Origin of the sequence: Nocardia sp. NPDC003269 (assembly GCF_042888005.1) — a bacterium.
Classification (GTDB): Bacteria; Actinomycetota; Actinomycetes; order Mycobacteriales; family Mycobacteriaceae; genus Nocardia.
Genome location: NZ_JBIAPA010000001.1, coordinates 309436 through 323127, shown reverse-complemented (window position 1 = coordinate 323127; position 13692 = coordinate 309436). Strand labels below are relative to the sequence as shown.

Annotated in this window: 12 protein-coding genes; 1 reads left to right on the top strand and 11 read right to left on the bottom strand. The window is 65.9% G+C overall.

Features of this window, described 5'->3' with window-relative positions; translation table 11 throughout:
- Positions 1-59 precede the first annotated feature (59 nt).
- Positions 60-392, top strand: a complete 333-nt coding sequence (locus ACFYWJ_RS01465; protein WP_355271262.1) for a VOC family protein — start codon at positions 60-62, stop codon at positions 390-392.
- Positions 393-433: 41 nt separating this feature from the next.
- Here the strand turns inward: ACFYWJ_RS01465 and ACFYWJ_RS01460 are convergent, their stop codons facing one another.
- The 11 genes from ACFYWJ_RS01460 to ACFYWJ_RS01410 all read right to left on the bottom strand — a co-directional run bounded on the left by ACFYWJ_RS01460 (position 434) and on the right by ACFYWJ_RS01410 (position 13566).
- Entirely contained in the window at positions 434-880 is a 447-nt protein-coding gene (locus ACFYWJ_RS01460) for a PIN domain-containing protein (protein ID WP_355271264.1), read from the bottom strand.
- Positions 877-1110, bottom strand: a complete 234-nt coding sequence (locus ACFYWJ_RS01455; protein ID WP_355271265.1) for a CopG family transcriptional regulator — start codon at positions 1108-1110, stop codon at positions 877-879. The genes ACFYWJ_RS01460 and ACFYWJ_RS01455 overlap by 4 nt, the downstream gene beginning before the upstream one ends.
- Before the next feature lie 29 nt (positions 1111-1139).
- Positions 1140-1943, bottom strand: a complete 804-nt coding sequence (locus ACFYWJ_RS01450; RefSeq protein ID WP_355271266.1) for an ESX secretion-associated protein EspG — start codon at positions 1941-1943, stop codon at positions 1140-1142.
- Positions 1940-3286: a hypothetical protein gene (locus tag ACFYWJ_RS01445; RefSeq protein WP_355271268.1), complete on the bottom strand. Its 1347-nt coding sequence runs from the start codon at positions 3284-3286 to the stop codon at positions 1940-1942. Before ACFYWJ_RS01445 ends, ACFYWJ_RS01450 begins: the two co-directional genes overlap by 4 nt.
- Positions 3286-3660, bottom strand: coding sequence for a hypothetical protein (locus ACFYWJ_RS01440; protein WP_355271269.1), 375 nt, complete (start codon positions 3658-3660; stop codon positions 3286-3288). Before ACFYWJ_RS01440 ends, ACFYWJ_RS01445 begins: the two co-directional genes overlap by 1 nt.
- A 19-nt stretch (positions 3661-3679) precedes the next feature.
- Positions 3680-4231 (bottom strand): DUF3558 domain-containing protein, encoded by a 552-nt coding sequence (locus ACFYWJ_RS01435; protein ID WP_355271270.1) that lies wholly within the window; start codon positions 4229-4231, stop codon positions 3680-3682.
- 262 nt (positions 4232-4493) lie between these two features.
- The gene (locus ACFYWJ_RS01430; RefSeq protein ID WP_355271271.1) at positions 4494-5072 is read right to left on the bottom strand and encodes a hypothetical protein; all 579 of its coding nucleotides are present in this window, start codon (positions 5070-5072) and stop codon (positions 4494-4496) included.
- A 33-nt stretch (positions 5073-5105) separates the two neighbouring features.
- Positions 5106-6206, bottom strand: a complete 1101-nt coding sequence (locus ACFYWJ_RS01425) for a hypothetical protein (RefSeq protein ID WP_355271272.1) — start codon at positions 6204-6206, stop codon at positions 5106-5108.
- Positions 6207-6217: 11 nt separating this feature from the next.
- The gene (locus ACFYWJ_RS01420) at positions 6218-12940 is read right to left on the bottom strand and encodes a toxin glutamine deamidase domain-containing protein (protein ID WP_355271274.1); all 6723 of its coding nucleotides are present in this window, start codon (positions 12938-12940) and stop codon (positions 6218-6220) included.
- The gene (locus ACFYWJ_RS01415) at positions 12941-13258 is read right to left on the bottom strand and encodes a type VII secretion target (protein WP_355271276.1); all 318 of its coding nucleotides are present in this window, start codon (positions 13256-13258) and stop codon (positions 12941-12943) included.
- On the bottom strand, positions 13255-13566 hold the full coding sequence (locus ACFYWJ_RS01410; RefSeq protein WP_355271278.1) for a hypothetical protein: 312 nt from the start codon (positions 13564-13566) through the stop codon (positions 13255-13257). Before ACFYWJ_RS01410 ends, ACFYWJ_RS01415 begins: the two co-directional genes overlap by 4 nt.
- Positions 13567-13692 lie beyond the last annotated feature (126 nt).

The window sequence follows — 13692 nt, the reverse complement described above, 5'->3', positions numbered from 1 at the left end:
GTTAGGCTGGCTGACGGAGCATCACGATCTTCACCGACACCCTTCGGAAGGAAGCCAAGATGAGCCCAGCCATCGGCGCCGTCGTCATCCCCGTCGCCAATCTGGAATCCGCCAAGAAGGTCTACACCGCCCTCTACGGCACCCCACACACCGACGAGCCCTACTACGTCGGCTACAACGTCGAAGGCTTCGAGGTGAGCCTCAACCCCCAGGGCGACGTGGCGGAAGGCCCGGTCGCCATGACCGACGTCGAAGACCTCGACGCCACCCGCACCGCCCTGCTCGCCAACGGCGCCACCGACCGCTCCGCCCCCCGCGAAGTGGCCCCCGGCCTGCGGATCTGTGTCCTGGCCGACCCCGACGGCAACCCCTTCGGCCTGCGTGGGAAATAGCCCGGAGATCTGACTTGTCGGCGCGCACAGCGGCCGACACGTCAGAGATCGGCGGGCAGAACGCGAAAGGAGTGGTGCGCCGTCAGTGGTGTGAGCGCCCGGAAATCGCGGTGATCGAGCGTGAGGATCACATCAGTTTCGTACTCCGCGGCGAGCGCCACACAAACCGCATCGGCCAGGTCGAGGTTCAGCCCTGGATACAGCGTGCGCACCGCGTTGGCCTGATCGAGGACATCGGCGGTAATCACGGCGATTTCGAAGGCGCCGGTGCGGACTTGCGCACTGAGGTCCTCGATCATCGACTGAGCATGAGCGCGGCCTAGTTCACGCCGACCGACGTGGTCGAGCTCGGCGAAGGCGAGTGGGGAGAGAACGACGAGTCCGGCGCGTTCCATGGTGGCGAAGGCCGCGTCGCTCTCAGGTGCGGACGTGTCGAACGCGGCGATCAGGCCGGAGGTATCGGCAATGACGATGCCGGTTCCGGTCACGCGGCGCCGTCTTCGGCGATGATCTCCTCTGTACGCGCCGCGAGGGTGGGATCACCACTGGCGAAGCGGCGAAGGCGCAGGGGTTCCGAGCGTCTACGCAGCCGCATCGCGGCGAGGTGGATCGCTTCCCGAATGATCTCGGCTTCGCTCGCGTTCGAGTGTGCGGCTGCGTCTTTGATGACAGCCAGGTCATCAGCCTCCGCGTAAACCATCGTGCGCTTGAGTGGCATATGTGCATGATAGCATATATGTGCTATGGCTATGGCTTGAAAACCGGCCTCCGGTCGGTGAACAGCGCGATGTGCCGGGCGAGGCGGTGTTGGAGTTCGGTGGGTGGGCCGGGGATCACCGTGAAACTGTCGGCATCGTGGTGTTGCAGCAGGTAGCGGCCGTCGTCGGGGTAGTCGAGCCAGAGGAACGCCTTGCCGTCCGAGGTCGGGCGCGCGTCCAGCTGGAAGCCCGGGTAGACGGTGATCTCACCCGTGCCGACGCGGGCGCGGCGGAAGAACCGCTGCGTCTGCTCGGCCGGGGACAGGCGCGTGGGATGGCGGGCGTAGGTGGCGGCGTCGAGGTCACCGCGGTGCCCCTGGAAGCGTGGCGTGGTCCCACCCGGCACCCGCGGCAGCGCCGCGACGATCTCCGTCGCCAGTTCGGGCAGCGGCACGATGCTCAGGGTGAGGTCGCCGCCTTCTTCCCTGGTCGGCCCGTGCGCCTGGACCGCCAGGGCCGCGTGATCCTCGACGATCCCCGCATACACCCGCACGACCTCGGACTGACCGGGACCGGACAACCCCTCGATCTCGACCCGGACTTCCGGTTCGAGCAGCGCCCGGAACACCCGGTGCAGCCGCTGGTCATAGACCTGCTGCAAGCGCAGCCCCGCCGCCCTGCGCCGCTCGGCGTGGATCTCGAGCGTCTCCGCGAACTCCGGCCGGAAGGTCAGCGGATACGGCAGCCGGTCGCGCCCGTGGCCCTCGACGCCGATGGCGAACGCGTGCGGGTCGAGTCGCCAGCGGCCGAGCTGCACCTGCTCGCGCTCCTCCACGGCGTGATCCCAGCTCACGCGCCGATCACTCCACCCGGCGGCAGGGTCGGCGGCAACTGACCGATGAGCTCACTCTCCCGATCCTGGATGAGGTAGTCGGGGCTGGTGTGCTCGTTCTCGTCGTCCTTGCCGTTGCCACCACGCCCGCCACCGCCCATCATGCCGGGCATCCCGCTCATGCCCCGCGCCCCCGCGGTACCCGCCGTCCCCGCGCGAACACCGGCGCCCGCGCCACCGGGCGTGCCCGACACACTGCGCCCCGCACCGGGCACACCCGCCCCCGTGGGCACACCGGACCCCGGCGAGCCGCCACCCGGCGACCCACCGCCCTTGGTGTCACCGGGAGTCGTCGGCTGGCCGGTCCCCGGCGTGGTGGTGGCGGGAGTGGTCGCCGACGGATCGGTACCGCTCGGCGAGGTGGAGTCGTCCTCGGTGCCGTCGTCGTCGGTCTGATCGTCGCCGGTGTCGGTCGTCTGCGGCGACGTCGTCCCCGGATTCTCCTGCGTCCCAGCGGGATCGGTCCCCGGTGTGGTGCCGTTGTCGTCGGTGGTCCCGTTGGTGGTGCCGTCGTTGCCGTTTCTGGTGCCGGGCAGACCGCCGTCTCCCGGATTCTCGATGTTGTTGACCGGCAGCGGCAACACAGGAGTCTGCTTGTCGACAGTGATCGAACCAGGCTGGTACGTGCCAATCATGAAGAGCCGGGCGTCTTCTTCTGCTTCGGTGGCCCGGTGCTTCGCGGCCTTGACTACACCATTGCCGGGGATGTGGCTGATGAACTCGTCGAAGCCGGATATGTTCTCCGGCTTGGGGATCGCGATCTTCGCCTGGCCGAGGAGACCTTCCATGTGGTCGATGCCGTTGGCGACCATCTGGAACGCTGTGTGCAGCTTGGCTGCGTCGGTGGTGTAGCTCTTCACCGCATCGATCGCCGCGTTTCCGGATTGCCCCGACCACTTTTCGGACAGCACGCGCTCGAAGTTGTTCCGGTAGTTGTTGACTGCGGTCTCGGTCCCCGTCGTCAGCCTGCGCCAGCCGTCTGCGCTTGCATTGACCTCTGTCGCCTCGACGCCGGGCGCACCGTCCTTGCCGTTGAGTGCTTCCCAAATCTTCAAGTGCGGCCAGGTGCTGAACTCCTCGGGGTCGATCACCGATGCTTTGTCCATCGTCAGACCGGAATTGGCGCTCAGTTGTGCCCACTCGCTACTGATGATGGTTCGGTCGCCCTCCCATTTCTCCCGGCCATCCTGATCGAGCCTGCTGAACTCGTCGGCCCGGTCGTAGTTGTCTGCGACCTTGAAAATGCCGAATGTGCCCGCGTGGAAGAAGAACTCACCGATGGTGCCGTCGGTCCAGAATGACATCAGAGACCAGCCCCCGTGGCTCCGAGTGCTCCCGCGGTCTGCTGGTCTACGGCTTGTAGTTTGCCGATGGCGGCGAGGAACGTATCACGTTGATCGCGGGCGATGGCGATGTGCTGTTCCAGGCGCTTCACTGCCGATTCGTCGGCAGTGGCCTTGGCCTCCAGCTTCTTCTGGATCGCCGTCGCAGACGGAAGACCGCCCCATCCAGTCATACGGTCGAGCTTGCTCGCGACAAGCTTCTGGGCTTCCAGATCGATCACGTACTGGTTCGCGAGGTCGGCAATCGCCTGACCGAGGTCTTCGTCGATCTTGAATTGGCCGTCGACTGCCTGTTGCTTCATGTTCCGCCAGTAATCGGCGTGATCCTGAGTCATGCTGTGCCCCTCCCCGTGCTTACTTCGGCAGGTGTGGCTCTAGAGCTGCCGCGTACTTCCCTGCCATGTCGCAGAGATCACCGACGCGAGGCCCCTCAGTGCTAAGCCAGGCTGCTGTTACCTCGAACATGCCTTGTTCAGCCTCGAACGACACGTAGCAGACGTCGGGAGTGCTGTTCTCCTTCGAAACCAGCGCGGGTCGTGCGTTGACAGTCGTTTCCCGGATGACGGTGACCCCGTCCTTCTTCCTGGCTTGATCGAGCGTGTGGCTTGTCGAGCCGACACCGACCATGCGGCGGCCCGAGCCGTATCGGTCGTCGGTCGGTGCCCAGTCGCAGATTCGCCACGCGGACACCCCGCTCGGTGGATCGGTCGTGATCAGCTTCGTGGCCGGGTCCAGCCCGACGCTCCGCAACACCTCGTCCGACAGCGCCCCCCGACACGGGTTGAACACCTCGACCGCCGCCTTCGTAGGCCCGCCAGCTCCCTGCTCGCCATCCCCACACCCAGCAAGCACAGCCACACCAGCCAGCCCACAGGCCACCGCCCGCACCACCACAACGCCTCGCACAGCTCTCCTACCTGGTCAGACGCGACAGTTCCCCGCCACTACATCCTTAGACGCACCCAACCCCCGACCGGTTCCATCCCCGACCGCAGCTGTCCGCCATCCCCGACGACCATACGGATACCCATCCGCCCCGAACACAACCTCCTATCGCCACCCCAGCCCGCACCGATAGCCATACCATCCCTCTTCCCGTCTCCGGCAACCATCGAACAATCCGTCTCCTTGTCGCGCTTCGCGGAATCCATCCACCTGCGACATACGCTCAGATTTCGAATGTTGTTGCCACCGGCCATGGCTCGCCATCGGAGAGCGAGCGCCGGACCTTCGTCACTGCTTGGATCAGGGCACGTGGCGCGGGGACAATGCCGTAGTCGATCTTCCCGGTCACCTTGTCGATGGTGACCCGCTGATCGATCGGTGGCTGAGGCGGGTCGGTCCGGGAAATGCATCGAGTCCGGATCGTCAGTATTCGCCCGGTGTCCCTGACTAGATCAATTCCCACCTGCCACGGCTTCGGATGGATCTGCCCCACGCGAAAGAAGGCATTTTCCCAGTTCGCGCGATCGAGAAGGTGGACGGGGTGATCCGGTGGATTCTGGCCGATGAGATGAACGTGCGCGTTCTTCTTCTCGATCCCGTACACCTTGTACCCGCCGCCCGGGTCCGGTGGCGTTGTTCCGTCGCCTTGCCACATAGTTCGCTCATCCGGGGGATGCGGCTTCTCCTGGCAAACCCAGTGGGTCGGAGTTTCCCAGATGAGGAAGTCTCCGGGTGTGTTCAGCACCCATCGGAGATAGGCGATGACCTGTTCCCCGGTAGCCAAGCGGCCGTCATGAGGCATATCGCGTCCTTCGGTATCGGGCTGACACTGTTTCTACGGCTGGTCCGGTGGCGAGTGATATTCGACCTGAAGGTCATCGACTTGAACACCCTGTCGGGCAAGGCTGTCTACGACTTGTTCGGTGTAGCGCCGCGCCGGGCGGTAGTGGCTGCTCTGATCGCTGATCAGTCGAACGCGCCCCTGTCTGACATCGATCTCGCCGGCGCCGGCCGCCGGTTCACCCGCGAGGAAACTCGAGTGATGAAATTCGCCGAGCACGTGGTGCGGCGAGGAGTAGAGATCGCCGCTACCGTCCATCACGAAAATTGCCCGTCCGCCCTCGGGAGACCACAGCGTATGGGCATCGCTCGTATCGATCAGTTGCCCGCGAGCATCGTAGAGAAATCCATCGTGAACGATGATCCGATACGATTCCCGTTCGCTGGGTGTCAAGTACACGACGCGCTTGTCGCCCCATACGGAGTTTCCGGGTAGGTGCTCACCGCGAAAGTTTTCTTGAATCGGCGTCGTCGCGTAGTCCTCGGTGAACTGCTCCAGGGCATCGGCGCTCAGGCGGGTAACTCGTTGGGGATCAATTCGCGTGACGGACAGTAGTTCATCGATAACGGCATTCGGTTCGGGGTCGTGTGTCGCGTCGACGAGCACGATGTCGTCGCTGTCGTCCCAGAATGGGGTGAACATGCCGATAATTCTCCCCGACCGCATCTTCAGAGGAAGGAAGATTCCATACTCTGTTCCCCAGTAGAATCCGCGCGATATCCGGGCCTGGATGTCGTCTACGCTGGATGATATGCGCGCGATCGGAGTGGCGTCCTTGAAAGACGACACACTGTCTTCGGGCAAGAGGACATACGGTAGCGTCGGCCACGGGCGCATCTCGTCCATGCGTGCAACTACTCGACTCAAGAATTCCTGCAGTTCTGCTGTCCCCTGGGGCGTCTGCACCAGTGTTGGAAGGGGTGCCCCCGTCGCGAGGCCATTGGAGAGCGACTGATACTCCTCCTCTGGGGTCAGTGTGGCGAGCGGCTCTGTCAGCAGCGCATACGCGATCCTGTCTACGACAGGCTCGTCGAGGTTCTTCTCGAACTGCACCGAGTACAGGATCGCGTTCACGACAGGTCGCCAGTAGCTCACATCGTTCCCTTTCATTGTGGTGGTGCCTCGAAATCGACCTGCCCGGGCGTAATCGGGATGCCCAAGCTTCTGAGCTGATTGATGGCTTGCATCGTATGTCCGCGGGCGGGTCGGTAGTGTCCGCTCCTGTCGGTCAGCAACTGGAGTACTCCGTCGATGACTTCGAGCTCACCTGCGGCGGCGACATTTCCACCGGCCAGAAAACTGGAATGGTGGAAAAGTCCACGGGCATGGTAGTTCGAGGCGTAGATATTTCCGTGCTCATCCATAGCGAACACAGCGCGCCCGGGACCACCCCATGCGCTGACGCCAGAACTGGTATCGAACGGTTTACCGTCAGCGGTGTACAGTTTTCCGTCTTTTACGAAGAGTCTCAGTCGTAGACGCTCGATCTCATTCAGGTACGCGACCCGGAGCGGATATTCCCAAACGGAGTTCCTCTCCTCGTGCTCACCCCGATATGTCGCACCCATTTCCTGTGTCGCATAGGGTGGACCGGCGCTGTACGGCTGATCCGAGAATTCCTGCGGAGGCGATGGTTGCTGAACGGCATCCGCCTCAGTCGCTCTCGGTGGAGCCGAAGGCGCCTGTTGATCTGGTGCGGTGGCTGCCTGCGGAGGCATGAAATCTCGACGCGGCTGCATCCCGAAGAGCCTGCGAAGTATCCGTCGAAGAGTGCCGCCAGACCGTTGAGGTGTTCGCGGCGTTGTCGACGGGCCGTTGTCGTTGTCGCTGGGCAATCCCTGCTGTGGTGGCGCAGGTGGCGGCAGGGATTCCGGTGCGCGGAAATCTCGCGGATCGAACGGGCGATGACCGTCCGACCGCGGACCGGGGGAGCCGAATCCCGCAGGAGACACCGGCAGGCGGTTCGGATTCTGGGCACCCCATGACCGCGGGTTGTGTGGTGGTTGCGGTACAGAGCGGGGCGCAGTGTTGTCGGCCGTCCTCGGGGTGTTCCTCATCGGTGCCGGCGTCGGGAGTGTTTGCCGCGGTGGCGGATTGGATTCGGGTGCGCGGAAATCTCGGCGGGGCGGCGGCGGGACCTGTCGACGGTTGTCGGGCACCGCGTGCGGAGCCTGGTTCCGGGGGTTCGCAGACGAAGTCGGCGCGGTCGGTCGGGGCGGCTCGGAAGCGGTGTTGCCGGTGGTTGGATTGCTGAGCCAAGGCGGCGGTGGCGGGGTGAATCTGGCGCGGTCTACCGCAGCGCTGAGCTGGTCGAGATCGGTGCGGGTGACGTGATCGCGGTTCGGGTCCAAGCCGAGTTGGTCGCGCAACTGGGCGGTCAGTCCCGCCAAGTCGACGTTCGGATGGGTGGTGCCGGGCAAGCCGGAGCTGTCGATCGGCATATGCATGTCGGCGTCGGCAGGGTTGGTCACCGGGACGAGGTCGACCATCATCCAATCGCCGTTGGGGAGCCGGAAACCGCCGTTGAAGTGCAGGTCGACGGCGAACTGGGCGCGTTGCAGCAGGGCGGCGACCGCGGCGGGGTCGAGGTTCGACGCGCCGGTGAGGTGGATGCCGATCCGCATGACCGAGACGGGGGCGCCGAGGGCGGAGGTGTACCGGCCCCAGGTGAAGCGTCGGCGACCGCTGGGATCGGTGACCGGCTGTACACCGCCGTCCGGCCGGCGGGCGCGGAGGTTGTCACGCGCGGCCCGTGACCGATTGGCGTTTTGTACCTGCTGAGGTGTTGGCGCTGAGAAGGCGGGCGGGGGAGGAGACGCGTTGCTGTCGGCCGAATGCGGCGTGGCCCCAGGCGCGATAGGCAACCCGGTCGACGGAACGGGTTGTGGCGGTGAGGTCGGTGTGTTTGTGGGAGTGGTTGTGGTGTCGGGAGTTTCGTCCGATGGAGTGTCTACTCCTCGAAGCTGCCCTCCGTCGGCCATGCTCCCGTCGCTCGGGAGCGGGCCTCCGCCCATGACGCCGCCGAGGCCGCCAGACTGTCGGTCGGGTGGAAGTTGTACGGGCTCTTGGTGATTGTCAGGATCTGGGTCGTTGTCGGGGGGTCCGTCCGGTCGAGTGAGGTCACCTGCATCTCGTACCGGACCGTGCTCTGATCCTCCGAGGTCTGTAGGAGGCTGATCCGGTGAAGTGGGGGGTACACCTGGCCGCCCTGTATCGGGCGTCCCGTCTCGATCGCCTGGTCGAACTCCTCGCCGATCATCCTCGGTGGCAGGCTGCGGTGTTCGGTGATCACTCCGGTCTGCTTGTTCAGAACGTAGTTCACCAAGCCCAGCCCCAAGCCCTGCTCGAGTTCCTGATCCGTCAGAGTCGCTTGGCTGACCCAGCCGTGTCGGGTTTCCATCATCGTGAATTCCCGGTTCGGTCCGAACCATCGGGCCAGCGACTGTCTGGCTTGATCCTCCGTGAGAATTGGTTCCGCCATGGGCGTTTCCTCCATTGGGGTCGATGGGGGTGAAGTCGAGAGTCAACGACGCATCCACCATCCAGGATGGCGGTGTGTCAGAGGTCAGGCCGGACTGAGGATCCCACCACACCGGGCCGGTTGCACCAGGTGGATAGACGATCACGGTCGCGTGGGATCCGCCCATCTTCGGCGATCCGTCGTTGTTGTAGAGGAAGTTGCCCGCACCGTCCTGCGCATGCCACCTGTTGACAACCAACGCGGATGAACCGGGACCGAGCGCCGCGATGTGATCGTGGAGTGCCTGATACTGCTGACCGATCGACAGTCCTTTGAAGTGAAGCAAACCCCCGCCGAGCCATTGCGCGGCCCGTGCCAAACCTGACGCTTCGCCAGTTCGGGTATCCGGCGTGCCATCCGGGTTCTTGTCGTCGTTGCGGGGCGCCGCCACCTGCGGTCGGCCGTAGAACGACGACAGCGCGGACAGCGAACAGTCCAGGCAGTTGTTGCGGCGCCCCCGGACTGTCGGCCCACCGTCGTTGATGGCTGACCCGTATTGATTAGTTCGGGGATCGGCTCCGATCCTGAATTCGTTGCCGCTGAGAAGAGCGTTCTCGACGTCGGTTTGGAACTGCGCTTGCTCAACCGGAGCGAGTTCGCGCGGACCGAAGGTACGGAGGTCGGACGGGTTCGAGAACGGCACAGCCATATTCGCTCTGGCGATGTCATTGTTGATCGCACAGAGGTCGTCGTCGGTGGGTGGCTGGTCGGGTTTACCGGGTGGCAGACCCATGTGGGCGCGCAGGTCGTTGGCGAGGTCGAATCGGTGCTGCTGGGTGTTCAGGCGAAAGTCGTCGGCGTGGGGATTCGTCGAGAATTCGACGTCGACCAGGAGTCGGTCGCCACCGGGGAGTTTCCGGTTGTGGTTGAACGTGGCGTCGACCGCGGCGTGTGCGTACTCCATTTCCTGGTGTAGTTCCGCCGGGGTCATCAGGTGCGCGTTGGGAATGTAGGCCCGGACGGTAGCCACCGTCACCCATCGACCTCCCACGTGGAAGCGTCGGATTCGGTAGGCGGGTGGTTGTGACTGGGACGCGTCCCGGTTGGTGTCGACGGTGGTAGTTCGGCCGTCCTGCGACGGCAGGTTTCGCAACGAATCGCGGAGCTGCCGAGCGTCTGGGCTGTGGCCGGGTTCGACCTGCTGATCCGGCGACGTCGGCGACGGGGTGGGTGTCGGCGGCACGTTCTGCGCCGTCGTCGGGGTCGCCGCAGCCTCATCGGTTGGCGGCGTATCGGTCGAGGTCGGCTCGCTCGACTGAGGGTCGGCAGGTGCCGTGCTTTCCGGCGGCGTGGATTCGGGGTCGCTGGGGGGCACCTCGCGCCGGCCACCGGTTTGCCTTGGCGGTTCTAGGCCTGCACGCTGCCCGACTTCATCCAGGTTCCGTCCTGCTTGTGCCGGGTCATCGCCTTGCCCGCTGTGATCACTGCCAGTTGGTCGGTTTTCCCGTCCGCCACTGTCACTGTGTAGTCCGACTTGCGAATCGTCAGTTCCCGGTTCAGTCGACCGGGGCTCCCGAACTGGTAGGTCACGTCCTGCTCGGTCTCCGTCTTGAGGCGGAACAGTAGATTTATCGCCATACTTCGCCGTCCATTCGTCGATGTTCTCCCCGGTGCGTGCCGGGATATTCGATTCCCAATCGAATTGTGTGTTGGCGTAGTCGTGTGCCTCGTGGTACGACGCCCCGGGATGGGACTCGTAATAGCCTGCCTCGGTCAATTCGTGTTCGAGGAGGACGATGTCTTCGGGCAGCGGCGTGCCGTTGGACATCCGCATCCACGCTTCGGCGATCGCCGCGCTCGCATCGTATCGCCGGATCTCGGTCCCGACGGTATTGCCGTCGTCGTCATATATGGCGAGTGGGTGTTCGCTGCGGAACAGGTGGTCTTTCACCCGCGCTATGTCGTCGCGCGAATACCCGCGGGATCCGTCCGGGCGGACAGTGTCGGCGAGATTGTCGACCATGCCGTCGACATCGTTGTCGGTCGCCCGGAACTGCTCGTACGCGGCTTCCGCCCAGGCATCCTGTGCCGCGCTGTCGTAGATATCGCGCGGGCGGATCGCACCACCGGATTGCTCATGGCCGGAGGCTGTTTCGCCGGTGCCGTTCTCGGTGGCTTGTGTGTCGGTGGTCGACGAGCTCGTAGGCGGAGTGTTCGCGGGCGGCCGCGCGATGGACGACGTCGGGGGCGTCGAGGTGTTCGTACCCGAGTCGGCCGTCGCCGGGACATCGGCAGCGGACGGTGGGGTGGTCTTGGTCGGAGGCGTGGGCCGAGTCGCCGTTGGTCCAGGCAGGGGAGTTCCGGTCGTTGTCGACGCCGGGGGCGGCGTGCTCGACCTGGGAGATGGGGTCGGAGTGGTGGAGGTAGGACTCTGCGTGAATGCGGGTGTCGTCGCAGTCGTCGACGGCGGCGTCGTAGTCGATGCCGTCGCAGTCGGTGCGGTCGTGGGGGTTCCGGTTGGTGGGGCCGGAGTGGTCGTGGTGGCGGCGGTCGATGTGTCGGTGGTGGTCGGCTGGGTTTGTGGGTTCGCCGTTGTCGTCGTGTCCGGCTGGGTCAGGGCATCCGGGGACAGGGTTGTCGGAACCTGTTGTACGGGTGGGTTGTTCGCTTGGTCCGCGTCGGTCGGGAGGGGCTGCGGTGGCAGGTCCGGTGCGGGGTCGGTCGTCGTGATCGAGGATTCGGTGTCGCGGGGTGCGGGGACTGTTGGTACGTCCGGACTGTTCTGGCCGTCCGTGGTCGTTTCTGCGGAGGCGGGGGCCTGGACGGGGCCGTCGGACGGCGCGGTGTCGTCGGTGGTCGGGGCCTCAGCGGGGACGTTGTTCGGGTTCGACGGTGGGGCGTCGTCGGTGGTCGGGGCGGCGTTGTCGGGGTTCGTCGACGGTGCGGTTTCCGCGGGATTCGGGGCTGTGGGGCCGTTGTCGTCGAGCGTGGACGGCGCTGGGTCTTCCGTGGCGGGGGCAGCGTTGTCCGGGGCGGTGGGCGCGGAGTCGCCGGGAGCCGGAGCGCCGTTGTTCGGATCGGAGGAGGAGAGTTCGGTGTCGGGTGCGTTGTTCTGTGGGGCGGGCGCATCGTCGGTCGGTGAGTCGGGGTCACCGGTGGACGCGGGGGCCGTCGCGCCTTCCGTGTCGCCGTTGGGGGAATTCGCGCCGCCGTCATCGGTTTCGGCCGGAGTGGTGCCGGCGGGCTCGGTGTCGACGCCGGCGGGCGTAGTAGTGCCGGGTTCGGTGTCGGTGCCTGCAGGAGTAGTGGAGCCGGGTTCGGTGTCGGTTCCGGCGGGGGTGGTCGCACCGGGATCACTCGGTGCCGCGTCGTCGCCGGGTGTGGTGGTGTCGGGGGCTTCGGTGTCGAGTTCTGGGACGGTGGGGGCGGTGGCGGGGTCGCCGTGGCCGCCGGATTCGATGGTGCTCTGGACGCCGCCGGCGCCCGCGCTGGTGAAGGTTTCGAGGCCTATGTCGAGCTTGAATTCCTGGCCGAGGAGGGCGGCGCCGACGCCTGCGGCGGCGACCTGGGCGGAGACGTCGGCGCCGAGTTCGGTGACGGTGCCGCCGACCAGTTTGCCCGCGAGCTTGCCGGTGGTGGAGGAGGCGAGGTCGCCCAGGGCGCCGGTGCCGCCGCCGAGGAGGCCGCCGACCGCGCCGCCGACGGCACCGCCGAAGGTGGCCAGGCCCAGGTCGGTCAGGCCGAACTTCGCCAGCGAGCGGTCGCCGTTGTAGACCTGGATGAGGCGGGCGGACAGGTCGGTGCCGCCCTCCTCCAGGGCTTCGAAGGCGGCGCCGCGCAAGGCGAGCCGGGCGGCGGCCTTGGCGGCGCCGCGGGTCAGCATGCGGGCGATCAATTGCCGGATCGCCACCCGGACGGCGATCTGTCCGGCGACCCTGGCCGCGGCGCCCGCGACCGCGCCGACCCCGGTCCACGCGGTGAATCCGGCCACGACCAGTTCGGCCGCGGTGATGATCATGGTGCCGATGATCACCAGCTTGGTGTGCTCGATGTCGTTGGCGCCGTCGTTGAGCAGTTCGGCCTGCTTCTCGCACCATTTCCGGACGGCGGTGAATGTCGCCTCGTCACCGTTGAGCAGTTTGTCGCGGAAGGCGGCGACGGTGGTGTGGGTCTCGCCTTCGGCCAGGGCGGTCAGCGCCGCGTTCAGCGCGACGGCGGCATTGTCGTCGACGGTGTTGAGGGTCTGCGCCATGGACGTCCAGGCGTCGGCGACGCGGCGCATCGCGGTCTCGTCGCCCTCGGGCCAATCACCCGCGCCGAGAATCCATTTCGCTACCCATTGCAGCTCATCGGGGATCTCGATGCCCATTTACGCGGACCCGGCGGGCTGGCCGAGCGCGCCCGCGTTGGTGGTGTCCTGGGTCTCGAACGCGGTGGCGATGGTGACCAGGTTCGCGCCGAGCTGGGTCATCACCGTGGCCAATCCGGTGACGGCCTTCTGGCCGGAATCGACGCCGGGGGTGTAGTTCTTGGCGAAGGCCTGGCCGATCTCGTCGGTGCCCCAGCATTCGCCTTCGCCGGTGATCACGCTCGCCAGCGCGGCGGCCGCGGTGGTGATCGTGTCGGCGACGGAGGTGAACGACGGTTGGGTGGCGCGCAGTGCCTGCGGGTCGACTTCCAGCGTCACCGCAGGTAGCTCCGGTTGCGGAAGTAGTCGCCCTCGTCGTCGTCGGAGTCCTCGACCAGGCGGCGCGGGGCCTCGGGCTCCGTCTCGGCGGGCGGCGAAGTCAGCTGGGCGATCAGGTCTTTCACGCTGACGGCGCCGGGGACCAGATCGGGCAGGTCGGGGAGTTGGCCGGTCAGATTCGCGATGGGCGCCATCGCCTGCTCCTGCAGCTGCGTCACCGCGATGCGCATGGCGGTGATGGCCTCGGTGATCGAGCGGCCGAGGGAGTCGGGGGTCGACCGTTTGAAGGCGTCGGGCTCGATGTGCACCTCGCTGACGCCGGCGATGGTGCCGGTGACCCGGACCAGGTTGTCCTCCGACCAGACGCTGACCGGTTCGGTCGCGCGTCGCTGCGCGTCGAGCAGGGCGGACTTGTCGGCGGTGACGAGTCGAGC

What these genes read in the sequence shown, in the direction of transcription:
- ACFYWJ_RS01440 (WP_355271269.1), bottom strand. Translation starts at nt 3,660, where the DNA reads ATGACTCAGGATCACGCCGATTACTGGCGGAACATGAAGCAACAGGCA.
- ACFYWJ_RS01455 (WP_355271265.1), bottom strand. Translation starts at nt 1,110, where the DNA reads ATGCCACTCAAGCGCACGATGGTTTACGCGGAGGCTGATGACCTGGCT.
- ACFYWJ_RS01445 (WP_355271268.1), bottom strand. Translation starts at nt 3,286, where the DNA reads ATGTCATTCTGGACCGACGGCACCATCGGTGAGTTCTTCTTCCACGCG.
- ACFYWJ_RS01420 (WP_355271274.1), bottom strand. Translation starts at nt 12,940, where the DNA reads ATGGGCATCGAGATCCCCGATGAGCTGCAATGGGTAGCGAAATGGATT.
- ACFYWJ_RS01430 (WP_355271271.1), bottom strand. Translation starts at nt 5,072, where the DNA reads ATGCCTCATGACGGCCGCTTGGCTACCGGGGAACAGGTCATCGCCTAT.
- ACFYWJ_RS01465 (WP_355271262.1), top strand. Translation starts at nt 60, where the DNA reads ATGAGCCCAGCCATCGGCGCCGTCGTCATCCCCGTCGCCAATCTGGAA.